The organism is Streptomyces sp. NEAU-174, assembly GCF_052665095.1.
Map to the genome: position 1 here is coordinate 461061 of NZ_JBQTCE010000004.1, position 24087 is coordinate 485147.

The window sequence follows — 24087 nt, forward strand, 5'->3', positions numbered from 1 at the left end:
GATCGTTCACTGGCTGTGGCCCCGGCCGTGCCACACCTGCGAGACCGCCCGTCCGGGATCCGCGGCGGCCGCGGAGACGACCGCCACCACGTCGTCGCAGAACCGCTCGATCGTGGCGCGGTCAAAGAGGGACTTGCTGAACAGCACGGTGCCGGCGAGGCCGCCGTCCTCCGCGCTCTCGTACAGGTCGATCTCCATGTCCACGTTGACGGTCACCGGCGGGTGGGTCATCAGGAACGGCTCGGCCGTCAGTCCGGTGAGCCGAAGTGGCCTCGGCGGGGTGTTGACGATCTGAAAGATCACCTTCACTGGTGGATCGTCCGACAGCCGCGTCCCGGAACGACCCCCGACGGAGTCCCCGGCGGGATCGGCGGTGTGGTCACCGATGTGCTGGAGAACGGACACGAAGGGCACGTCCTGGTGGGTATGGGCGTCGGACATCGCATCGCGCACCGTGGCCAGCAGCGTGCCGAAGTCCGTGGCGCCGGACACCTCGGTGCGCAGCGCGAGCATCTTGGAGACGAGGCCGACCGTGTTCTCCAGTTCGTCCCGGCCACGGTTGGCCGTGGGCACACCGACGAGGACGTCCTGGTTGTCCGAGCGGGCCGACATGACCACCTTCAGGGCGGTCAGCAGCGTCATGTACAAGGTGGCGTTGGACGATTCGCCCAGCCGTCGGGCGGTCTCGACGGCGTCCTTCGGCAGTCGCCAGTGGAAGATGTCGCTCTCGTAGCGGGCCGACGCGGCGCGGGGCCGGTCGGTGGGCAGTTCGGCAGGGGCCATGCCCTCGAAATGCCGCTTCCAGAAGTCGAGTTGGCGTTGCAGCAGCGGTCCGCGCAACCACTTCCGCTCCCAGCTCGCGACATCGGCGTACTGGACGGGTACGGGTGGCAGCTCGGGCTCGGTGCCGTGCCGCAGCGCCTCGTACACGATGGACAGATCGCGGACCAGCACACCTTGAGACCAGCCGTCGGTGACCAGGTGGTGCAGGGTGAGCACCAGCACATGGTCGGACTCGGAGAGCCGCAGAACGCGCAGTCTCGCCAGCGGGCCACGGGTGAGGTCGAAGGGGCGGGCCGCCTCCTGGCCGGCCAGTACCGAGGCTTCGGTCTCGTCGTGCGCCTCGGCCACCTCCACCTGGACCGGTGCGCTCGGCCGGATCACCTGGACATATCCGTCGGCTTCCCGGACGAAGGCGGTGCGCAGGGCCTCGTGACGGTCGATCAGCAGGTCCATCGCCCGTCGCAGGCAGTCGAGGTCCAGTTTGCCCGAGACCCGCACCGCCATGGGGATGTTCCAGTGCCCGGCGTTCAGGAGATCGTCGAAGAAGAGGTCCGTCTGCTGCTGTGCGAAGGTGAGGGGGACGGGCTGGTCGCGCCGGGTGGGAACCAGCGGCGGCAGCTCGGGTTCGGGGCCGGAGCGGGCCGCGGCGGTGAGCGTGGCCGCCAGCTCCCGGGGGGTGCGCTGCTGGAAGACGGTCTTCAGCGGTACGGCGATACCGACGGCGGACCGGAGCCTGGCGACCACCCTGGTGGCGATGAGGGAGTGGCCGCCCAGTGCGAAGAAGTCGTCGTCGATGCCGACCTTGGTGGCGCCGAGCAGATCCGCGTACACCCGGCAGACGGCCTCTTCCTCGGGGGTGCGGGGGGCGACGTAGCCGACCTCGAGCACGGTGCGCAGATCGGGGGCGGGCAGCGCCTTCCGGTCGATCTTGCCGCCGGAGGTCAGGGGCATGTCGTCCAGCAGGACGAACGCGGAGGGCACCATGTACTCGGGCACCGCGGACTCGACGTACCGGCGCAGGGTCTCGGTCAGCCGGCCGTGCCGGTCCGCGGCGGTGGCATCGGCCACCACATAGGCCACCAGCCTCTTGTCGCCGGGGGTGTCCTCGCGCACCATCACGGCCGTGTGCAGCACGTCCTGGTGCCGGGCGAGGATCGCCTCGATCTCGCCCGGTTCGATCCGGAAGCCGCGTATCTTCACCTGGTCATCGATCCGGCCGAGGAATTCCAGGTTGCCGTCGGGCAGCCAGCGCACGAGGTCGCCGGAGCGGTACATACGCGATCCGTCGCCGCGGAACGGGTCCGCCACGAACCGGGAAGCGGTCAGATCCGGGCGGCCGAGATAGCCCCTGGCCAGCCCCTCTCCGGCCACGCACAGCTCACCCGGCACCCCCACCGGGACGGGCCGGAGCCGACGGTCGACCACATACACCCGGGTGTTGCCGATCGGGCGGCCGATGGGTGCGGTGAGCGGCCACTCGGCCACTTCGGCGGGGAGCGAGTACGACGTCACCACATGGGCTTCGCTGGGGCCGTAGTGGTTGTGCAGCCGCAGCTCCGGGCGGCGGGCGCACAGCTCGCGCAGATCGTGGTGGAGGGAGAGGGGTTCGCCGGCCTGGGAGAGGTGGCGCAGCGCGGCCAGCTCGGTGCCGTGCGGGTCCACCTCCTCGGAGATCGCCCGCAGCATCACATTCGGGACGAAGAGCTGGTCGATCTCGTGGGCGTGGACCCATTTGACGAACTCGACGGGGTCCATGCGCAGTTCCTCGTCGGGGACGACGATCGTCTCGCCGTACAGCAGCGCGGAGAAGATCTCCTGCAACGAGATGTCGAAGGTCAGCGTGGCGAACTGAGCCGTCTTGGCGTCGGGACCGATCGGCAGGGCCCGCTTCTGCCAGGCCACCAGGTTGAGCACACAGGTGGCGGGCATGAGGATGCCCTTGGGGACTCCGGTGGAACCGGAGGTGTAAATGACATAGGCGAGGTTCTGGGCGCTGGGCCGTGCCGTGGGCGGGGTCCGGGGCTGCTCGGCGAGCGGTTCGCGCTCGGCGTCGAGCAGGCTGAGCCGGATCCCAGCCGTTCCGGATGCGTCGGGCATCCCAGATGTATCTGGCACCCCAGGCGCCTCCGGCGTTTCGAGCAGGCTGGTGAAGCGCCGCTGGGTGACGGCGACGGTCACCCCGGAGTCGGCCAGGACGAACTGGACGCGGTCTCGGGGGTGGTTGGGGTCGATCGGCACATAGGCCGCTCCGAGCTTGAGGATCGCGAGGATCGCCACGATCATCTCGATGCCGCGATCGACGCAGAGCCCGACCAGGGTCTCGGGGTCGACCCCCCGGCCCGCCAGCAGATGGGCGAGCTGGTTCGCCCGCTGATCCAGCTCGGCGTAGGTCACCCGGTCACCACCGCTGATCACGGCCACCGCGTCGGGGCGGCGCTCGGCCTGGGCGGTGAAGAGCTCGGGCAGGGATCCGGCGGGTACGGGGCCCGTGGTCGTGTTGAACTCCTCCAGAACCTTCGCCCGCTCCGCCTCGTCGAGCAGCGAGATCTCGGAGATGCGCCGGTCCGGCTCGGCCAGGACGCCCCGAAGGACGACGGTGACGTGGTGCAGCAGCCGTTCAATGGTGCTCGCGTCGAACAGGGCCTTGCTGAAGACGATGTGTCCCAGAACCCCGTCCCCGGTCTCGACGAGATGGACCTCCAGATCCATGCGCGTGAGGATGCCGCCGTGGTCGTAGGGCTCGGTCCGCGCACCGGGCAGGTCGAGTCGCTCCGCCGGTACGTTGATCATCTGGAAGAGCACCTGGACCAGCGGGTTCCGCGACAGGTCCCGCTCGGGGTGCACCTGCTCCACCAGATACTCGAAGGGGAGGTCGCCATGGGCGAAGGCACCGGCCGCCGTGTCGCGGACCCGGCCCAGCAGTTGGCGGAAGGTGGGGTCGCCGGACAGGTCGGTCCGCAGCACCACGGTGTTGACGAAGAACCCGATGAGCCCCTCGACCTCGGCGCGGCCCCGGTTGGCCACGGGGGTGCCCACCGTGATGTCCTCGCTGTCCACGTACCGGCCCAGTACGAGCTGGAAAGCGGCGAGCAGGGTCATGTAGAGGGTCGCGTTCTCACCGGCGCCCAGCCGACGGGCCGCCCGGATCAGTTCGGGCGGCAACTCCCAGCGCACCGCGTCGCCTTCCTGGCCGGCGACCGAGGGCCTGGGCCGGTCGGTGGGCAGCTCCAGCGCGGGCGCCATGCCGTCGAGCCGCTTCGTCCAGTAGTCCAGCTGGCGGCGCAGGGTCGGGCCGGACAGCCAGTCGCGCTCCCATTCCGCGTAGTCGGCGTACTGCACGGGCAGCGGGGGCAGTACGGGCTCGCGTCCGGCGTCGAGCGACGCGTAGGCGAGGGACAGCTCACGCACCACAATCCCCTGTGACCAGGCGTCCGTTGCCACATGGTGCACCGTCAGCAGCAGGACGTGGTCCTGTTCGTCCAGCCGCAGCGCCTTGGCTCGCAGCAGGGGCCCGGTGCTCAGGTCGAAGGGCTCGCTGATCTCGGCTCCGGCCAGCCGCCGGACCTCGGCCAGCCGCTCCTCCTCCGAGCCGCCGGACACCACCTCAAGGCGGACCGGGACGGGGGCGGGGGGCTCGATCCGCTGCACCGGCTGACCGCCGGCCTCGCCGAAGGTGGTGCGCAGCGCCTCGTGCCGGGCGACCACGAGCGAAAGGGCCCGGGAGAGATGGGAGATGTCCAGGCGGCCGCGCACCCGCACCGCGAAGGGGAGGTTGTACGAGGCGTTGCCGGGTTCCAACTGGTCCAGAAACCACAGCCGTTGCTGGGCGAACGACGCTCTCAGCTCCCGACCCCGGTCGACCGGCACAATGCCGGTGGATTCGTTTCTCCTGGTCCGCTCGAAGAGATTGCTCATGGCCGCGCTGAGACCACGGGATTTGGGTGCGCCTGAATTCCCCACAACACAGCCTTCCCCGACGACTGATGGAAATTTCTTTTCGCGGCTATTCCGCTGGTGCTGTCGCTTTCGCTTGCCAACTGATGGCGTAACGCTTCTTAAACGGCAGTACGGCCGGGATTACATTAGGCGGCGAACCCGAGAAAGGGATCGAATGGCAAGTGCTCTTCGAGCGTGACTCGTGTGGCGGCGATGGAGCCGATGGAGCCGGGAGAGTCGAGGGACTCACATACGGTGGCCTCGGCCGACTGCCTGCGCCCACCCTCGACGCGGGCCGTATGACCGGCGTCGATCGTGTGCTCGGCGTCGATATTGCCGATAAATCCGCCGCGCCGCACCGAGTGGTCATATTCCGCGCGGACCGAGGCGACAATCCCGGAGGTCAACCGGTCGATCATTCGGTCCATTGGCGCAGTACATCCGACTAGCCGCGCGGTCCGGGTGATATCGGACGCACGCAACTCCGAAACACTCACTACAGTCCCCGTCCCCCGTCCAACGAGCCCCCTCGAAAGGAACCTAGATCGTTGGCTGATCCGCTGTCAACCCATACTTTTGGGACGGCAAATAGGGCGAATTGCCGACCTGCGCGAACTCACCCGGCCGCCCGATCCGCGCGTCAGCGGCGCGCGGCGATTTCCGCTCCGAGCCGGGAGCCGCCGCCGGAGTCACACGTTCTTCACCCCGCTTACGCAAGCCACTTGCAGCACTTGCGCTACGCTTGCGTACATGACGCGACGACTTGCTGAAGTGGCGAAGAAGGTCGGTGTCAGCGAGGCCACGGTCAGCCGGGTGCTCAACGGCAAGCCCGGGGTCTCCGCAGCCACCCGGCAGGCGGTGCTGTCCGCGCTGGACGTCCTCGGCTACGAGCGGCCCACGCAGCTGCGGGGCGACCGGGCCCGGCTGGTGGGGCTGGTGCTGCCCGAGCTTCAGAACCCCATCTTCCCGGCGTTCGCCGAGGTCATCGGCGGGGCGCTGGCACAGCTCGGACTGACTCCGGTGCTGTGCACCCAGACCAAGGGCGGGGTCTCCGAGGCCGATTACGTGGCGTTGCTGCTCCAACAGCAGGTCTCCGGGGTGGTGTTCGCGGGCGGGCTGTACGCGCAGGCCGACGCGCCGCATGACCACTACCGGCTGCTCGCCGAGCGCAACATCCCGGTGGTGCTGGTCAACGCGGCCATCGAGCACCTCGGCTTCCCGGCCGTCTCCTGCGACGACGCCGTGGCCGTGGAGCAGGCGTGGCGGCATCTGGCCTCCCTCGGCCATGAGCGTATCGGCCTGGTGCTCGGGCCCGGTGACCACATGCCGTCGGCACGCAAGCTGACCGCCGCGCGGGCGGTCGCCGGCCACCTTCCGGATGAGTTCGTGGCTCGGGCGATCTTCTCGATCGAGGGCGGCCACGCCGCCGCCTCCCGGCTGATCGACCGGGGCGTCACGGGCATCATCTGCGCCAGCGACCCGCTGGCCCTGGGCGCGATACGAGCCGCGCGCCGCAAGGGGTTCGGTGTGCCGTCGCAGGTGTCCGTGGTCGGCTACGACGACTCCGCGTTCATGAACTGCACCGAGCCGCCGCTGACCACCGTCCGGCAGCCCATCGAGGCCATGGGCAGGGCGGCGGTGGAGGTGCTGAACGCGCAGATCGGCGGGGTGTCCGTACCGTCCGAGGAGCTGCTGTTCGAGCCGGAGCTGGTGGTCCGCGGCTCCACCGCCCAGGCGCCGAGGGAGTGAGCGGGCGAAAGGACCGTCGAGGGTGACCGGGAGGGCGGTCGAGAGACACCAACCGCCTCAATCGACATGATTCGCAGCGCAGTTGAATAATTACAGAATCTACGCGACATCTTGCGGGCCGATGTCGTCGGTGCTTGAGTGTGCGGCGCACTCACGGTTGTGTGCGCCCCGCTCACGGCCGTGGGGCTTCCCTGCTCCTGTACAGAGGGGTCCACCCATGAGAAGCACCGGGTTCCGTCGTACTCTCATCGCGCTCAGCACGTTCTCCCTCGCCCTCACCGCCTGCGGCGGGTCGGGCGACGGCTCGGCGGGCGGAAAGACGCGTATCACGGTCAACTGCATGCCGCCCAAGAGCGCCAAGGTCGACCGCAGGTTCTTCGAGGAGGACATCGCCTCCTTCGAGAAGCAGAACCCGGACATCGACGTCGTCGCGCATGACGCGTTCCCCTGCCAGGACCCGAAGACGTTCGACGCCAAGCTGGCCGGGGGCCAGATGGAGAACGTCTTCTACACGTACTTCACCGACGCCGGACATGTGGTCGACATCAACCAGGCGGCCGATCTCACCCCGTACGTCAAGGAGTTGAAGAGCTACTCCACCCTCAGCAAGCAGCTGCGCGACATCTACACGGTCGACGGCAAGATCTACGGCATCCCACGCACCGGCTACTCGATGGGTCTGATCTACAACCGCAAGCTCTTCGAGAAGGCCGGACTCGACCCCGACAAGCCCCCGAGGACCTGGGAGGAGGTCCGCGCCGACGCCAAGAGGATCGCCGAGCTGGGCGGTGGCACCGTCGGCTACGCGGACTACAGCGCCCAGAACCAGGGCGGCTGGCACTTCACGGCCGAGCTGTACTCACAGGGCGGCGATGTCGTCAGCGCGGACGGCAAGAAGGCCACCATCGACACCCCCGAAGCGCGGGCCGTCCTGCGGAACCTGCACGACATGCGCTGGGTGGACGACTCGATGGGCAGCAAGCAGCTCCTGGTCATCAACGACGCCCAGCAGCTGATGGGCTCCGGCAAGCTGGGCATGTATCTGGCCGCGCCCGACAACCTCCCGATCCTGGTGAAGGAGAAGGGCGGCAACTACAAGGACCTCGCCATCGCCCCCATGCCCGGTGGCAAGGCCACGCTCATCGGCGGCGACGGCTACATGTTCCAGAAGAAGGACACGCCCGCCCAGATCCGGGCCGGCCTCAAGTGGCTCGACCACATGTTCCTCACCCCGGGCAAGGGCTTCCTCGGCGACTACGCCCGCGCCAAGAAGCGCCACGCCCCGGTGGGCCTGCCCGAGCCGCGGCTGTTCACCGGCGCCGCCGACGCCAGGGACCAGCAGCTCAAGAAGGCCAACGCCAACGTCCCCGTGGGCAACTACCAGACCTTCCTCGACGGCAACCAGAAGCTGCGGATGAAGATCGAGCCGCCGCACGCCCAGCAGCTCTACTCCGTGCTCGACGGGGCCGTCTCCGCCGTCCTGACCAAGAAGGACGCCGATGTCGACCAGCTCCTGAAGGAAGCCTCCGACAAGATCGACAACATTCTGGCCCGGGGCTGACCCGATGACCAAGACCGTTGCGCCGCCGCCCGCCGAGGCGACGATCGCCGTCCACCCGGCGCAGGCGCCGCCCCCGGCCGGGGGGCGGGGGCGGCGCCGTCTCGCCGACCAGGTCCGGGCCTATGGCTTCCTCCTCGGCGGCCTGATCTGCTTCGCGCTGTTCTCCTGGTATCCGGCGATCCGCGCGGTCGTGATCGCCTTCCAGAAGTACACGCCCGGCTCGTCCCCCGAATGGGTCGGCACCGCCAACTTCACCCGCGTCCTGCACGATCCGGAGTTCACCGCGGCCTGGCGGAACACCCTCACCTTCACCCTGCTGGCACTTCTCATCGGCTTCGCGATCCCCTTCCTGCTCGCCCTCGTGCTCAATGAACTCCGGCACGCCAAGGCGTTCTTCAGGGTCGTGGTCTATCTGCCGGTGATGATCCCGCCGGTGGTCAGCGCCCTGCTGTGGAAGTGGTTCTACGACCCCGGCTCCGGGCTGGCCAACGAGGCGCTGCGCTGGTTGCACCTGCCCACCTCGAACTGGTCCAACGGCGCCGACACCGCCCTGATCTCCCTCGTCATCGTGGCCACCTGGGCCAATATGGGCGGCACCGTCCTGATCTACCTGGCGGCGCTCCAGTCCATCCCCGGTGAGCTGTACGAGGCGGCCGAACTCGACGGCGCGGGCCTGCTCCAGCGCCTCCGCCACGTCACGATCCCCCAGACCCGGTTCGTGATCCTCATGCTGATGCTGTTGCAGATCATCGCGACGATGCAGGTCTTCACCGAGCCGTTCGTGATCACCGGTGGTGGCCCGGAGAACGCCACGGTCACCGTCCTCTATCTGATCTACAAGTACGCCTTCCTCTACAACGACTTCGGCGGCGCCTGTGCGCTGAGCGTGATGCTGCTCGTGCTGCTCGGCGCCTTCTCCGCCCTCTATCTACGGCTCACCCGCTCCGGGGAGGACGACGCATGAGCACCCGGACCCTCGTCTCCCCCGCCACCCTGGCCCGCCCCCGCGGCCGGGCCGTCTACTGGACGGTCTTCACCAGCGTGGTGGTGCTGTTCGCGATCGCCTTCCTCTTCCCGGTCTACTGGATGGTGACCGGCGCGATGAAGTCGCCGGACGAGGTGGCGCGGACACCGCCCACCATTGCCCCGAAGGAGTGGCACCTCAGCGGCTACGGCGACGCCTGGGAGCTGATGCAGCTTCCGCAGCACCTGTGGAACACGGTGGTCCAGGCGACCGGTGCCTGGCTGTTCCAGCTGGTCTTCTGCACGGCCGCCGCCTACGCCCTGTCCAGGCTGAAGCCCGCCTTCGGCAAGGTGATCCTCGGTGGCATCCTGGCCACGCTGATGGTCCCGGCCCAGGCGCTGGTCGTGCCGAAGTACCTGACCGTAGCCGACCTGCCGCTGATCCACACCAGCCTGCTCAACGACCCGCTCGCGATCTGGCTGCCGGCCGTCGCCAACGCCTTCAACCTCTATCTCCTCAAGCGGTTCTTCGACCAGCTCCCGCGCGATGTCCTGGAGGCCGCCGAGATCGACGGCGCCGGAAAGCTGCGCACCCTGTGGTCGATCGTGCTGCCCATGTCCCGTCCGGTGCTCGGCGTTGTGTCGATCTTCGCGCTGGTGGCGGTGTGGCAGGACTTCCTGTGGCCGCTGATGGTCTTCTCCGACACCGGCAAGCAGCCGATCAGCGTGGCACTCGTCCAGCTGTCGCAGAACATCCAGCTGACCGTGCTCATCGCCGCGATGGTCATCGCCAGCATCCCGATGGTCGCGCTGTTCCTCGTCTTCCAGCGGCACATCATCGCCGGGATCAGCGCGGGCAGCACGAAGGGCTGACACCGCCCCCTCGACAGAAAGGCTCCCATCGTGGCCCAGCCCACCCCTGCCCGGACCCCCGACGACTGGTGGCGCTCCGCCGTCATCTACCAGGTGTATGTGCGCAGCTTCGCCGACGGGGACGGCGATGGCACCGGCGACCTCGCGGGTGTCCGCGCCAGGCTGCCGTACCTCGCCGAACTCGGCGTGGACGCGCTGTGGTTCAGCCCCTGGTACCAGTCGCCCATGAAGGACGGCGGCTATGACGTCGCCGACTACCGCGCCATCGACCCGGCCTTCGGCACCCTGGCCGAGGCGGAGAAGCTCATCGCCGAGGCCCGCGAGCTGGGCATCCGCACGATCGTGGACATCGTGCCGAACCATGTCTCCGACCAGCATCCCTGGTGGCGGGCCGCCCTCGCGGGCGGCGCCGAGCGCGAGCTGTTCCACATCCGTCCGGGCCGCGGCGACCGCGGTGAGCTGCCGCCCAACGACTGGACGTCGGAGTTCGGCGGCCCGGCGTGGACCCGGCTGCCGGACGGCCACTGGTATCTGCATCTGTTCGCCCCCGAGCAGCCGGACCTCAACTGGGCCCACCCGGCCGTGCGCCAGGAGCACGAGGACATCCTGCGGTTCTGGCTGGAGCGGGGTGTCGCGGGGGTGCGCATCGACTCGGCCGCCCTGCTGGCCAAGGATCCCCGGCTGCCCGACTTCGTCGAGGGCCGCGATCCCCATCCGTACGTCGACCGCGACGAGCTCCATGACATCTACCGCTCCTGGCGCGGCGTGGCCGACGAGTACGGCGGTGTCTTCGTCGGCGAGGTGTGGCTGCCGGACAGCGAGCGCTTCGCCCGCTATCTGCGCCCCGACGAGCTGCACACCGCCTTCAACTTCTCGTTTCTGACCTGCCCCTGGGACGCCCGGCGGCTGCGGACGTCGATCGACGAGACGCTCGCCGAGCACGCCCCGGTGGGCGCTCCGGCCACGTGGGTGCTGTGCAACCACGATGTGACCCGCACGGTGACCCGCTACGGGCGCGAGGACACCGGTTTCGACTTCGCCACCAAGGTCTTCGGCACCCCCACCGACCTGGCCCTCGGCACCCGGCGGGCACGGGCCGCCGCCCTGCTGTCGCTGGCCCTGCCCGGCGCGGTCTACCTCTACCAGGGCGAGGAGCTGGGCCTGCCCGAGGCCGACATCCCCCGCGACCGCATCCAGGACCCGATGCACTTCCGCTCCGGCGGCACCGACCCGGGCCGGGACGGCTGCCGGGTGCCGCTGCCGTGGGCGGCGGACGCGCCGTATGCCGGTTTCGGCTCGCGCGAGGAGCCGTGGCTGCCGCAGCCCGCGCACTGGGCGGCGTACGCGGCCGATCTCCAGATGGAGGACCCGGGCTCGATGCTCGCCCTCTACCGCGCGGCGATCCGCGTTCGCCGCGCCACCCCCGGCTTCGGCGACGGGCCGCTGACCTGGCTCCCCTCGGCCGACGGTGTCCTGGCCTTCGCCCGTGGCGACGGCCTGGTCTGCGTGGTCAACCTCGCGGACACCCCCGCCGAGCTGGACGGCACCTCCCGGCTGCTGCTCAGCAGCGGCCCGCTGGACGACCGGGGCCGCCTTCCGCGGGACACGGCGGCCTGGCTGCTCCGCTGAGCCCCCCGCACCGCACCGCGCTATCCCACCACCCCCACCATGAAGGGATCAGCACATGCACCGCAGCAATACCGCATCGGCATCCACCAAACGCCTGTCGGCGATCGGCGTGGCCGTCGCCCTCGCGGCCGGCACGCTCGTCACCCTGACCCCCACCGCGGCACACGCGGCCGCGGGCGCCTCCCTGCCGTTCACCTCGGCCGAGGCCGAGTCGGCCACCACCACGGGGACGAAGATCGGCCCCGACTTCACCCAGGGCACGCTCGCCTCCGAGGCATCCGGGCGCCAGGCCGTCCGCCTCGCCGCCGGGCAGCGCGTGGAGTTCACCGCGCCCCGCGCCGCCAACGCGGTGAACGTGGCCTACAACGTGCCCGACGGCCAGTCCGGCACGCTCAACGTCTATGTCAACGGCGCCAAGCTGGTCAAGACCATCGCGGTCACGTCCAAGTACTCGTATGTGGACACCGGCTGGATCGCGGGGTCGAAGACCCACCACCTCTACGACAACGCACGGCTGCTGCTCGGCCGAGACGTGCAGGCCGGTGACAAGATCGCCTTCGAGGCGGCGAACACCCAGGTCACCGTGGACGTGGCCGACTTCGAACAGGTCGCGGCGGCCGCCTCGCAGCCCGCCGGATCGGTGTCCGTCACCTCCAAGGGCGCCGACCCCAGCGGTCAGGGCGACTCCACCCAGGCGTTCCGGGACGCCATCGCCGCGGCCCAGGGCGGAGTGGTCTGGATCCCGCCGGGCGACTACAAGCTGACCTCCTCGCTGAACGGCGTGCAGAACGTCACCCTCCAGGGTGCCGGGAGCTGGCACTCGGTGGTGCACACCTCGCGGTTCATCGACCAGTCCAGCTCCTCCGGCAACGTCCACATCAAGGACTTCGCGGTCATCGGCGAGGTCACCGAGCGCGTCGACTCCAACCCCGACAACTTCGTCAACGGCTCGCTCGGCCCCGGCTCCAGCGTGTCCGGCATGTGGCTACAGCACCTGAAGGTCGGTCTGTGGCTGATGGGCAACAACGACAGCCTGGTGGTCGAGAACAGCCGCTTCCTGGACATGACGGCCGACGGTCTCAACCTCAACGGCAGCGCGAAGAACGTACGCGTGCGGAACAACTTCCTGCGCAACCAGGGCGACGACGCGCTCGCCATGTGGTCGCTGAACTCGCCGGACACCAACAGCAGCTTCGAGAGCAACACCATCTCGCAGCCGAACCTCGCCAATGGCATCGCCATCTACGGCGGTACGGACATCACGGTCAAGAACAACCTGATCTCCGACACCAACGCCCTGGGCAGCGGTATCGCCATCTCCAACCAGAAGTTCATGGACCCGTTCCACCCGCTGGCCGGCACCATCACGGTCGACGGCAACACGCTGGTGCGCGCGGGCGCCATGAACCCCAACTGGAACCACCCGATGGGCGCCCTGCGCGTCGATTCCTACGACAGCGCGATCGAGGCCACCGTCAACATCACCAACACGACCATCACCGACAGCCCGTACAGCGCCTTCGAGTTCGTCTCCGGCGGCGGCAGGGGCTACGCGGTCAAGAACGTCAATGTGTCCGGCGCGACCGTGACCAACCCCGGAACGGTCGTCGTCCAGGCCGAGGCGCAGGGGGCGGCGAAGTTCAGCGACGTCACGGCCGCCGGCGTCGGCGCGGCGGGCGTCTACAACTGCCCGTACCCGTCCGGCTCCGGCACCTTCAGCCTCACCGACGGCGGCGGCAACTCCGGCTGGAGCAGCACCTGGTCGGACTGCTCCAGCTGGCCCCGGCCCGGCCAGGGCAACCCGGATCCCGAGCCGGGCCGCAACCTCGCCAAGGGCCGCCCGGCCACCGCGACCGGCTCCCAGGACGTCTACACCCCCGGCAAGGCGGTCGACGGCGACGCGAACACCTACTGGGAGTCGACCAACAACGCCTTTCCGCAGGCCCTGACCGTGGACCTCGGTTCCGGCCAGGCGGTCCGCCGGCTGGTGCTGAAGCTGCCGCCCTCGTCGGCGTGGGGCGCCCGCACCCAGACCCTGTCCGTGCTGGGCAGCACCGACGGCTCCGGGTACTCGACGGTGGTGGGTTCGCAGGGCTACCGCTTCGACCCCGCGTCCGGCAACAAGGTCACCGTCACCCTGCCCGACGGCACGAATGTGCGCTACCTGAGGCTCCATGTCACCGGCAACACCGGCTGGCCGGCGGCCCAGGTCAGTGAGGTGGAGGCGTATCTGACCTCCTGACCGGTGGGCCCGCGCTCCGCCTGCGTCCGGATCCCCATCGCCGGGTAATGGCGGAGCCTTCCTCCCCCGGCCGACCGGGTGTGACCGCGCGATGACCGCTTGCTGACCTGTGGGGAGCAGTCTGGGCGCATGGATGAGATGGATTCTGCGTCGGTCGAACAGGAACTCGCCGAGCCGTATCTGCGGGCGGTGCTGGACACCGCGGGGCTCGCGGTGGAGTACGTCCGGGCGGAGGGAAACACGCTCCACCGGCGGGACGAGGACGGTGGCCTGCTGCCGGTGGTGGATTTCGCCGGGGGCTACGGCTCCGTGCTGCTGGGCCACAACCGGCCGGAGATCGTGCGGTGCGCCCAGGAGTTGCTGGCCGCGGACACTCCGGTGCACGCCCAGTTCTCCCGCCACCCCTACGCCAACCGCCTCGCGGGCGAGCTCAACCGCATCATCCGGCGTGAGCTGGACACCACCGAGCCGTACTTCGCCATCTTCGCCAACACCGGCGCGGAGGCGGTCGAGGCGGCGATCAAACATGCCGAGATGGACCGCGGTATGCGGCTCGCCGTCCTCCTGGACGAGGTCGCCGCACACCTGGAACAGACCCGCGAGGCGCTCGCCGCCGGCACCGCCACCCTCGACCACGCCACGTTCGCCCGCCCGGGGCTGACCGCTCCGGCGCCGGGCGAGGACGGCTTCGAGGCGCTGGCGGCACAGATCAGGGCCCGGATGGAGGAGCACCGGGCCGCCCCACCGCTGTTCCTGGCGCTGGAAGGGGGCTTCCACGGAAAGCTGGGGGCCAGTGTCCAGCTGACCCACAACCACGGCTACCGCCTTCCCTTCAAGGGTCTGGGGGCACAGGCGCGTTTCGTCCCCCGCGACCAGCCGGAAGCCCTCAAGGCCATCCATGCCGAGGAGCGCCGAAGCCTGCTGGACGCGGTGGTGGTGAACGGGCGGGTGGAGATCGTCGAGCGTGAGGTGCCGGTGTTCTGCGCCTTCCTGCTGGAGCCCATCCAGGGTGAGGGCGGTATCCATGTGCTCTCCGCGGAATTCGCCGCCGAGATTCAGCGGTTCTGCGCCGAGATCGACTGCCCGGTGGTGATCGATGAGATCCAGAGCGGTATGGGCCGCACCGGCGCCCTGCTCGCCAGTTCACATCTCGGGCTGCGCGGCGACTACTACACCCTGGCCAAGACCCTGGGCGGCGGCATCGCCAAAACCTCGGTGATGCTGGTGCGCCAGGCCCGCTACCGCCAGGAGTTCGAGATCGTGCACAGCTCGACCTTCGCCAAGGACAGCTTCTCCTGCCATATCGCGCTGAAGGTCCTGGAACTGCTGGAGGAGGACGGCGGACGGGCCTACCACCAGGCTGTCGAGCGCGGTGACGCCCTGCGCACCATGCTGGAGTCCGTCCGCGCCGACTTCCCCGACGTGGTCAAGGAGGTCCGGGGCAAGGGCCTGATGCTCGGCATGGAGTTCCACGACCGGTCCGCCTCCCCCAGCCCCGTCATCAAGGGCGCCGCCGACAGCGGGCTCTTCGGCTACTTCCTCGCCGGACACCTGCTCCACCGCCACCATGTACGCACCTTCCCCACCGCCAGCGCGGTGAACACCCTCCGCTTCGAACCCTCCCTCCTCCTCACCGACGCCGAGATCGCCCAGCTCGAAAGGGGGCTGCGCGATATCTGCGGCATTCTCCAGGAACACGCCGGAGACCGGCTGTGCCCGGCGAGGACGTGAGGATGACGGTCGTCGTCAACGGTGTTCCGCATCGGCTGACGGGTGACTCCGACGCACCGCTGGTGGACGTCCTGAGGAGCCAGGTGGGTCTGGACACCACCCGGCGGGGCTGTGCGACGGAGAGTTGCGGCGACTGCACGGTGCTGCTGAACGACCGGGCCACACGTGCCTGTGCCACGCCGGCGGGGCAGGCCGACGGGGGCCGGATCACCACGGCGGAAGGACTGGCCGCCCCGGGCCGGATGCCACCCGCCCAGCTGGCCTTTCTCGACGAGTCCAGCTTCGCCTGCCCGTCCTGCGCACCGCTCAGGGCGATGTCCGCGGTGATGCTGATGGCCTCCGGAGAGGCCGATTCGCCCGAGCGCATCGCCGCGTGGCGGGAGGACCACCGCTGCCGCTGCGGCGAACCGTAAGAACCCTCGGACATATTAAGAGCTGCGAAAATTCGCTATCGAATCAAAAGGAGAATCACGTGGCCGACTCCACGAACGCCTACCTCGAAGTGCTCGAAGCGCTCGAAGGCATCGCCCCGGCCCTACAGAGCAACGCGGCCGAGGCGGAAAGGGCGCGCTGGATCCCGGAGGAGAACATCGAACTGCTGGCGAAGACGGGGCTGTTCCGCGTCGCGGTTCCGGAGCGGTTCGGTGGCCTGGACCTCCCCGTGGCCGAGCAGGCCGCGCTCCTGTCGGAGATCGCCCGCAGCTGTGGGTCGACCGGCTGGGTGTCCATGGTGTGGCTGTCCAGCGCCTGGATCGCGAGCCTCTATCAGGACCGGGCCCAGGAGGAGGTGTTCGCGAACGGCTCCGTGCGGATCTCCGGCGGATTCACCCCGTCCGGAACCCTCGTCCCCACCGAGGGCGGCTACATCCTGAACGGGACATGGCGATTCAACACCGGGGTGCGCGGTGCGGACTGGAACATCTGCGCGGCAATGGTCGAGCGGCCCGACGGCACCCATGAGGAGCTCTTCGCGCTGGTGCCGATCGACGACGTGCGGGTGGGTGACGACTGGGACGTCTTCGGTGTCGCCGGCACCGGCAGCGCGACCTCCACGGTCACCGACGCCTTCGTGCCCGAGCACCGCGTCGTGGACGTTTCGGTGTACGACGCGTCCACCCGCGGCCGGTGGAACGCCGACATCAACGGCCGTAACTACAACCTGACCAGCTACATCCTCGCGACCTGCGCCCCCGTCTACATCGGCCTGGCCAAGAGCGCCCTGGAACTCTTCCTGGGACGCCTCCCCGGCAAGGGCATCACCTACACCAACTGGGCCGAGCAGCGGGAGCACCCGTACACCCAGGTGCAGGTGGCCGTCGCAGCCAACAAGATCGCCGCGTGTGAGGCGCTGGAGCAGCGGTGGCTGCGGACCATCCAGGAGCGTGAGGACGCCGGGGTGAAGCTGACGGTCGAGGAGAAGGCCGAGATCCGCGGTCAGGTCGGCTATGTGGTGCAGACCACGAAGGAGGCCGTGGAGACCCTGTACAACATCAGCTCCGCGTCGACCATTCTGCGCGGCGTTCCCTTCCAGCGCGTCTACCGCGACATCACGGCCCTCTCCCTGCACGGGCTGCTGACACCGGTCAGCTCGCTGGAGGCACATGGGCGCGTTCTCGTCGGTCTGGAGCCCGGAACGGACTACATCTGATCGGACGACAGCACTCCCCAAGAGCCGGCGGGCATCCCGCCGGCTCTTCTCTTTCCGCGGAATTACCGGTTGTTACCCGCCCGGGACGAAGGGATGAGCGCCGGAAGACCGGACGATTACCGGAGTGAGGAAATCAGGGCCGCCGCCGGTGCTCGGTTCCTCCATACTGATCCCGAGTCGGCAAGACGGCTCGGGGCGATTCAGCCTCACGGGGGTGGCTTGAAGAAACACGCGTGGTTGCGCGCGCGGCTAATTCATCCATCGCGTCCGACGTATCAAAGCCGGGCGCTGGGGGGTTCACCGCCATCGGCGCCGTGTGAATCCGAAGCCTTCCCCACCCTGCCCTAGTCCTTTCGCGGACCGCGTATGTCCCGGCATTGATCTGCCAAGCCTCCGCGTCTTTCTCAGGGGCACCGTCTTCGACTCACCACACACGCACGTAGCAGAGGAAAGTCATGTCTCATCACAGTCACACCCCCGCGGGGCCCACCCGCCGTCCGCTCAGCAGGCGCGGACTGATCAAGGCAGTTGGTGCCACCGCCGTCGGAGCGTCCATCAGCACGATGGCGTCCGGCCGGGCGAGTGCGGCGGGGGCCACGGCGGCGGACGCCATCGTCATCGGGGCGGGCTACGCCGGCGGTACGGTGGCCCGCGAGCTGGCGGCACGCGGGCTGAAACCCGTGGTGCTGGAGGCCCGCGACCGCGTCGGCGGCCGAATATTCACCGCCACGTTCGGCGGGGAGCAGGTGGAGCTGGGCGGCGCCTGGCTGGGCCCGCAGCAGGAACTCGTCCACGCCGAGCTGAAGCGGTACGGCATCGGGACGTATCTCGACACGGTGGCCGAGCAGGTGGTGCTGCCCGGGCCCAGCGGTCTGCGGACCATGTCACCGGAGCAGGCCGCGACCGTGGTCGAGCCGCTGTGGAACAGCTTCTACGAGGGGTCGCAGAAGTACTTCGAGCGTCCGCACGACCCGCTGTACCGCAAGGATCTACTCGCCTCGGTCGACCCGCTCTCCCTACAGGACCGCCTCGGCGAGCTATCGCTGGCGCCCGAGGAGCTGGCGACCCTGAGCGGGGAGACCTCGGTCTACTCGGGCGGAAAGAGTACCTTCGGCTCGCTGACCGGGATGGCGCAGTGGATCCAGCTCTCCGGCGGGTCCTACGGCACCTACACCACCACCATGACCCTGCGTCCGGTCGGTGGGATGGGCGCGCTGTTGACCGCGATGCTGAACGAGTCCAAGGCGGACGTCCGGCTCAGCACACCGGTCACCAAGATCACCGAAGCCAAGGGGGTGGTGACGGTCGAGACCTCGAACGGGCAGACGTTCACCTCCCCGGTGGTGGTCGTCGCCACCCCCACGAACACTTGGCGGTCCATCGCCTTCAGCCCCGGACTGCCCACCGCCCACGCCCAGGCGGCCTCCCAGGGGATCGGGGTGCCGCTCGCCACCAAGGTGTGGATGCAGCTCCGCGGCCAGGTGCCGGCCGTTCAGGGGCAGGCGGCCGAGGGTTCGGCGCTCCCCATGCTCATCCCGCAGCAGCAGACGTCCAAGGGCCGGATCATGGTCGGCTTCGCGGGGCCGTCCCTGGATGTGAGCAATCGGACGAAGGTGCTCGAGGCGGTGCGCACCTACATCCCCGGCGCCGAGCTCCTCGACTACCGCGTGATGGAGTGGGGCAAGGCCCCATACATCAACGGCGGCTGGGGTCTGCGCAAGCCCAATCAGCTACTCACGCTGTTCCCGGCCATCGAGCAGCCGCACGGCCGCATTCTCTTCGCGGGGGCGGACATCGCCCGCGGCTGGCACGGCGCGTTCATCGAAGGGGCCATCGAGTCCGGTCTCCGTGCGGCCGAGCAGGCGGCCGATCTCATCTGAGGCTCCGCGCCCCTGATCCCGGGGGCCGGCTGATGGACTGGCCCAGGCCTCCCGCGTGACACCGGGGCAGACGCACCACGGCGGTGGCTCCCGCCGGACACCGGTCCGGCGGGAGCCACCGCGTAACGGGGCCCGGCCGTCACCTCACCGCGGCCGGCCCACGCCGACGCCGACGTCAGGCGCTGGGCTTCTTCAGCACCTCGATCAGGCTGGAGAAGCTGTTGTCGGCGAAGCCGGCGTCCATGCCCTTGTGGAAGATCTCCGCGACGACGGCGGGCAGGGCGGTGCTGATGCCCGCGTCCTTGTGGGTGTGGAGGATGTGGTCGACGCTGGCGGCGCCCATCGCCAGCCGGTCCACGTCACCGGGGTACTCGCCCGAGTCGACGTGCCCCGCGTACAGCTCGAGGAAGTGCGGCATCATCTGCGTCATCATCGTCGCGTACGGCAGCAGTTCCTTGGCGGAGACACCGTTGGCCTGCCCCAGCGCCACCATCTGGTAGAAGCTGAGCATCGTGGTCCAGAAGATGGTCATCTGGGCCTGGTAGTACATCGCGGCCAGACCCGGGTCCTCACCGCGGAAGTCGGCGCCGGTCAGAACCTTCAGGGTGCTCTCGTACTTGTCGAAGGCGTCCTTCGGGCCGCTGTAGTAGGTGGAGGACTCCGGCTTGCCGATCATGGGCGGGGGAACCTGCACACCGCCGGTGATGTGCACCGCCCCGTGCCGCTCCGCCCACTTGGCGGCCTCGCGGGCCCGCTCGGGGGTGTCCGAGCTCAGGTTGGCGATGACCTTCCCGGACAGGGCGTCCGGCGCCTGCTCAAGGACGGCGTAGACCGCGTCGTAGTCGGTGAGGCTGAGAACGATCAGCTCGTTGGCGGCGAGGGCCTCGCTCACGGTGGAGGCCAGGACGGCGCCCTTGGCGACCAGGGCCTCGGCCTTGGCGGGCGTCCGGTTCCACACCGTCACGGCATGCCCCTGCTCCAGGAACGTGCTCACCATCGCCTGGCCCATCGGGCCCAGTCCGATCACGGTGACGGGCTGCTTGCTCATGGTTCTCCTCGGAATCTCTCGCGACTGGGCTGCCGCGCCCTGGCGGGGGAACACACGGCAGGGCACGGCGTGGATCGCCGTGTAGAACGAACGATCTATCCAGACCCTAGCAGAGCCTGGATCGATCGTTCTATCCGGTTGGAGCGATCGTTCTATCTAGTACAGTGGGTGCATGTCTTCCACGTCGCAGCTCGCCGAGAACCCCGGGGCAAGCGGTACCGGCGACACCCGCGAGCGCATCGTCAGGTCCGCCTCGCGGCTGCTGCAACGCCAGGGGTACGAGGGCACGGGCATCAAGCTGATCGCCCGTGCGGCGGGCGCCACGCTCGGCTCCGTCTACCACTTCTTCCCCGGCGGCAAGGAACAGCTGGCGGTCGCCGCCATCCAGCACGGCCGACAGGAGTTCACCGAGATGCTCCGCGTCGGCCTGGGCCGTGAGGAGGACAGCGCCGCCCAGGCACTGGAGAATTGCAGCCGGCATCTCGCCGAGTCCCTGCGGAAATCCGACTGGGCCGACGGCTGCCCGGTCACCACGACGGCGCTGGAAACGCTCGGCCGCATCCCCGCCATAGAAGAGGCGTGCGTGCAGGCACTCGGCGAATGGCAGGACGTGATCGCGGACCGGCTCCAGCGTGCGGGCTTCGATGAGACCGAGGCCGACGCCCTCGCCTCGACCGTGCTCAGCACCCTGGAGGGCGCTGAGACGCTGAGTCAGGTGCATCGCAGCGAGGGGCCGCTGCTGCACGCGGGACGGCATCTGGCCGCGCTGGTCGAGAGCCGGCGCGGCGAACCGGCCGCCGGGCAGTCGGAGCCGGTCAGCGGCTGACACCGGGGCGACCAATCCCGCATCCCCCGCCTGAGAGCGGAACATTACCGCGCCGTGTGCCTCCGATGACCGCTCGGAGTTAATTTCCCTGGGTCCTCTGGGGCCACCGTGTCGTCCGTGACGCGTGGCGCCCAGACGAGCGGTGATGAATTCAGAGGAGGCACCCCGCCATGGCGGGCAAGAAGTGGCGAAGAGCCGTGGTGCTGGGCGGGAGCATGGCGGGGTTGCTGGTCTCCCGCGTTCTGTCCGAGGTCTATGACGAGGTCATCGTGGTGGACCGTGATGAGCTGGCCGATCTCCCCGGCCACCGGCGGGGCGTACCACAGGGACGCCATGTACACGGACTGCTGGCCCGGGGGCAGCAGATCGCCGAGGAACTGTTCCCCGGCATCACGGCGGAGCTGGTGGCGTCCGGCGCGGTGACCGGCGACATGACCGGCAACGTCCGCTGGATCATGGACGGCGAGCCCATGGGCGACAGCCACTCCGGGCTGCTCACCGTCTCCGCCGACCGCCCCACCCTGGAGCGGCACGTCCGGGCCCGGGTGCGGGCGCTGGCGAACGTCCGGTTCCAGGATCGGTGCGAGGCCACCGGCCTGCGGTTCTCCCCCGATGGGGGCCGGGTCACGGGCGTACGGACGGTGGATGGCGCCGGCCGGGGCACCACGGTCGACGCCGACATGGTGGTGGACACCATGGGGCGAGGCTCCCGGACGGGCAGATGGCTGACGGAGGCCGGCTGGTCCGTGGCGGAGGAGGAACGGACCAGGATCGGCCTCGTCTACACCACCCGCCCGTACCGCCTCGCGGCCGATCCCTCGCCCGGCGACTTCTCCCTGGACATCGTCGCGACGGCCGACAATCCGCGGGGCGGGATCTGCGCCCGTGTCGACGGCGACCGCCATCTGGTGACCGCGTACGGAATCCTCGGCGACGTACCGCCCACCGACCCGGAGGGCTTCCTCACCTTCCTCAAGTCGCTGCCCTCACCCGAGATCTATGAGGCGGTCACCGAGGGAGAGCCGCTCGACGATGCCGTCTCACACCGGTTCCCCACCAGTCTGCGCCGCCGCTACGAGCGGCTGGAGGGCTTTCCGGCCGGGCTGCTGATCGCCGGGGACGCGGTGTGCAGCTTCAACCCCACGTACGGACAGGGGATGACGGTGGCGGCCCTGAGCGCGCTGGTGCTGCGCGCGCACATTGCCGGTGACGGTCTGCCGGACCCGCTCAGCTACTTCCGCGATCTCGCCCGCGACGCGGTGGACGAGGCGTGGCAGCAGGCGCTCGTCAATGACCTGGGCTTCCCCGGCGTCGAGGGCCCGAGGACCCCCGAAGTCCTGGAGGTCCAGGACTACATCGGCCGGCTGCTCACCGTGGCGCGGGAGAACAGCGAGGTCATGGCGGCGTACGCACGGGTCATCAGCCTCACCGAACCGTTCCGGACGCTGCGCGCACCCCAGGTGCGTCAGGCGCTGGACCTCTTCCCGCAGGTGCGGGCATGACACGGATCCCCGTCGAGGGCCTGGTGTTCGACGTCGATGTGGCGGGCCCGGAGGACGGCGAGCCCGTACTGCTGCTGCACGGCTTTCCGCACAACCGCCTCTCATGGAGCGAGGTGTCCCCGGTGCTGCACCCGGCCGGGCTGCGTACCATCGCCCCCGACCAGCGCGGCTACTCCCCCGACGCCCGCCCGGCGGAGACCGGGGCGTATGCGCTACGGGAGCTGGCCGGGGACGCGCTGGGGATCCTGAGCGCGCTGGACATCGAGTCGGCGCATGTGGTGGGCCACGACTGGGGTGCCGTGGTCGGCTGGTATCTGGCGGCCCGGACGCCGGAGCGGGTGCGCAGCCTCACCGCCGTGGCCTTCCCCCATCTCGACGCCTACCGGTACGCGCTGCGGGTGGACCCCGAACAGCGCGAGCACTCGGGATACATCGAGGCGCTCAGCGCCGAGAGCGCCGCGGCCGACTTCCTCGCCGACGGCGCGGCCCGACTGGAGGCGTGGTACCGACAGCCGGGAGCGGGTGTGCTCAGCGAGGAGCAGATCCAGCGGTACCTGAGAACCCACACCGCGCCGGGAACGCTCCGGGCGGCACTGCGGTGGTACGGGGCCGGTACTCTGCTGAGCGATGAGCCGCTGGGCCCGGTCACGGTGCCCACGACCTACGTCTGGAGCGAGCGCGACCCGGCGGTCGGTGCCTTCGCTTCGGAACAGACCGCGCACCATGTCACGGGCGACTACCGCTCCGTACGGCTCGCGGGCGTGTCGCACTGGCAGCCCCAGCAGTTCCCGGAGACGGTGGCGGCGGAGATCCTGCGCCGGGTGGGGCGCGGCTGACCGTACGGCATGGCCGCGCCCGCGGACTCAGTCGGCCCACGCCCCCTCGGCCGCGGCCCGGCGGACGAAGTCGGTGAAGTCACCAGGGGCGCGGCCGAGCACCCGCTGGACGCCGTCGGAGAGATGGGCGTCCTCGCCGTCCCGGAGCCATCCCCACAGCCGGGCCACGAACCGGGCGGCCTCCTCCGGTGTGCCGTCGGCCACGAGCCCCGCCACGTACTCCTCCTCGGACACCGGTACATAGCGGACCGGGCGGCCGCTCGCCTCGGCGATGGCGGCCACCGCCTCCGCGAGGGTCAGCGCACGTGGCCCGGACAGCTCGTAGGTACACCCCTCATGTCCCTCACGGGTGAGGACGGCGGCCGCGGTCTCGGCGATGTCCTCGGTGTCGATGAAAGGCTCCAGGCCGTCCCCGGCCGGCAGCCTCACCTCTCCGGCGAGCACCGGTGCCCGCATCAAGTCGTCCTCGGCGAAACCCTGCATGAACCAGGTCGGCCGCAGAATCGTCCACGCACCGCCGGAGTCCCGCACCGCGTCCTCCGTGGCGAGCATGCCGGGGTCGCCGGAGTCCGCCCAACCTCGGGCCGAGAGCAGCACCAGCCGTTCGACGCCCTGGGCCACCGCGAACGGCGCGAAGGCCCGCATCCGCTCCGCCGCGTGCTCGTTCTGCGCGTCCACCAGGTATGCGGCGCCCGCGCCGGAGACCGCCGTCTTCCAGGTGGACTCGTCGAACCAGTCGAACGGTACCGGGGTGGAGCGGGACAGCGCCCGCACCTCCTTGCCGCGCCGCCGGAGCCGGTCCACCACATGCCGGCCGGTCTTGCCGGTGCCACCGATGACCAGGATGGGCCTGTGCCCGCCAGTGGATTCCATGGCGACG

Annotated in this window: 17 protein-coding genes; 13 read left to right on the top strand and 4 right to left on the bottom strand. The window is 69.5% G+C overall.

The genetic code is table 11. The annotated features are described in order from the left end of the window. Nucleotides 1-6 precede the first annotated feature (6 nt). On the bottom strand, nt 7-4698 hold the full coding sequence (locus ACT2CW_RS14555) for an amino acid adenylation domain-containing protein (RefSeq protein WP_445516858.1): 4692 nt from the start codon (nt 4696-4698) through the stop codon (nt 7-9). 167 nt (nt 4699-4865) lie between these two features. After that, a complete protein-coding gene (locus ACT2CW_RS14560) occupies nt 4866-5147 on the bottom strand; it encodes a hypothetical protein (RefSeq protein ID WP_445516859.1) in 282 nt (93 codons plus the stop codon). A 322-nt stretch (nt 5148-5469) separates the two neighbouring features. Between ACT2CW_RS14560 and ACT2CW_RS14565 the strand changes: the two genes are divergently transcribed. From ACT2CW_RS14565 to ACT2CW_RS14610, 10 genes are all read left to right on the top strand, one after another. Further along, entirely contained in the window at nt 5470-6468 is a 999-nt protein-coding gene (locus ACT2CW_RS14565) for a LacI family DNA-binding transcriptional regulator (protein WP_208653165.1), read from the top strand. A 217-nt stretch (nt 6469-6685) separates the two neighbouring features. Then, nucleotides 6686-8029, top strand: coding sequence for an extracellular solute-binding protein (locus tag ACT2CW_RS14570; RefSeq protein ID WP_445516860.1), 1344 nt, complete (start codon nt 6686-6688; stop codon nt 8027-8029). Between the two features lie 4 nt (nt 8030-8033). Then, complete coding sequence (locus ACT2CW_RS14575) at nt 8034-8993, top strand: carbohydrate ABC transporter permease (RefSeq protein ID WP_445516861.1); 960 nt, start codon at nt 8034-8036, stop codon at nt 8991-8993. Then, a complete protein-coding gene (locus ACT2CW_RS14580; protein WP_445516862.1) occupies nt 8990-9865 on the top strand; it encodes a carbohydrate ABC transporter permease in 876 nt (291 codons plus the stop codon). The genes ACT2CW_RS14575 and ACT2CW_RS14580 overlap by 4 nt, the downstream gene beginning before the upstream one ends. Nucleotides 9866-9895: 30 nt before the next feature. Then, the gene (locus tag ACT2CW_RS14585; protein ID WP_445516863.1) at nt 9896-11494 is read left to right on the top strand and encodes a glycoside hydrolase family 13 protein; all 1599 of its coding nucleotides are present in this window, start codon (nt 9896-9898) and stop codon (nt 11492-11494) included. Nucleotides 11495-11549: 55 nt separating this feature from the next. Further along, nucleotides 11550-13736: a discoidin domain-containing protein gene (locus ACT2CW_RS14590; RefSeq protein ID WP_445516864.1), complete on the top strand. Its 2187-nt coding sequence runs from the start codon at nt 11550-11552 to the stop codon at nt 13734-13736. A 129-nt stretch (nt 13737-13865) separates the two neighbouring features. Continuing rightward, the gene (locus ACT2CW_RS14595; RefSeq protein ID WP_182472438.1) at nt 13866-15467 is read left to right on the top strand and encodes an aspartate aminotransferase family protein; all 1602 of its coding nucleotides are present in this window, start codon (nt 13866-13868) and stop codon (nt 15465-15467) included. 2 nt (nt 15468-15469) lie between these two features. Next, on the top strand, nt 15470-15880 hold the full coding sequence (locus tag ACT2CW_RS14600) for a (2Fe-2S)-binding protein (protein WP_445516865.1): 411 nt from the start codon (nt 15470-15472) through the stop codon (nt 15878-15880). Nucleotides 15881-15939: 59 nt separating this feature from the next. Then, entirely contained in the window at nt 15940-17115 is a 1176-nt protein-coding gene (locus ACT2CW_RS14605; protein WP_182472436.1) for an acyl-CoA dehydrogenase family protein, read from the top strand. A gap of 455 nt (nt 17116-17570) precedes the next feature. After that, nucleotides 17571-18995 (top strand): flavin monoamine oxidase family protein, encoded by a 1425-nt coding sequence (locus ACT2CW_RS14610; protein ID WP_445516866.1) that lies wholly within the window; start codon nt 17571-17573, stop codon nt 18993-18995. Nucleotides 18996-19170: 175 nt separating this feature from the next. On the opposite strand, the gene ACT2CW_RS14615 is transcribed toward ACT2CW_RS14610, so the two are convergent. Then, complete coding sequence (locus ACT2CW_RS14615) at nt 19171-20043, bottom strand: NAD(P)-dependent oxidoreductase (RefSeq protein ID WP_086884371.1); 873 nt, start codon at nt 20041-20043, stop codon at nt 19171-19173. Nucleotides 20044-20215: 172 nt separating this feature from the next. On the opposite strand from ACT2CW_RS14615, the gene ACT2CW_RS14620 reads away from it, so the two are divergent. The 3 genes from ACT2CW_RS14620 (at nt 20216) to ACT2CW_RS14630 (ending at nt 23207) form a co-directional block, all read left to right on the top strand. Next, the gene (locus tag ACT2CW_RS14620; RefSeq protein WP_445516867.1) at nt 20216-20869 is read left to right on the top strand and encodes a TetR/AcrR family transcriptional regulator; all 654 of its coding nucleotides are present in this window, start codon (nt 20216-20218) and stop codon (nt 20867-20869) included. 170 nt (nt 20870-21039) lie between these two features. Continuing rightward, nucleotides 21040-22371, top strand: a complete 1332-nt coding sequence (locus ACT2CW_RS14625) for an FAD-dependent oxidoreductase (RefSeq protein WP_445516868.1) — start codon at nt 21040-21042, stop codon at nt 22369-22371. Continuing rightward, on the top strand, nt 22368-23207 hold the full coding sequence (locus ACT2CW_RS14630) for an alpha/beta fold hydrolase (RefSeq protein WP_182472432.1): 840 nt from the start codon (nt 22368-22370) through the stop codon (nt 23205-23207). Before ACT2CW_RS14625 ends, ACT2CW_RS14630 begins: the two co-directional genes overlap by 4 nt. A 27-nt stretch (nt 23208-23234) precedes the next feature. On the opposite strand, the gene ACT2CW_RS14635 is transcribed toward ACT2CW_RS14630, so the two are convergent. Continuing rightward, nucleotides 23235-24080: an NAD(P)H-binding protein gene (locus ACT2CW_RS14635; RefSeq protein ID WP_445516869.1), complete on the bottom strand. Its 846-nt coding sequence runs from the start codon at nt 24078-24080 to the stop codon at nt 23235-23237. Nucleotides 24081-24087 lie beyond the last annotated feature (7 nt).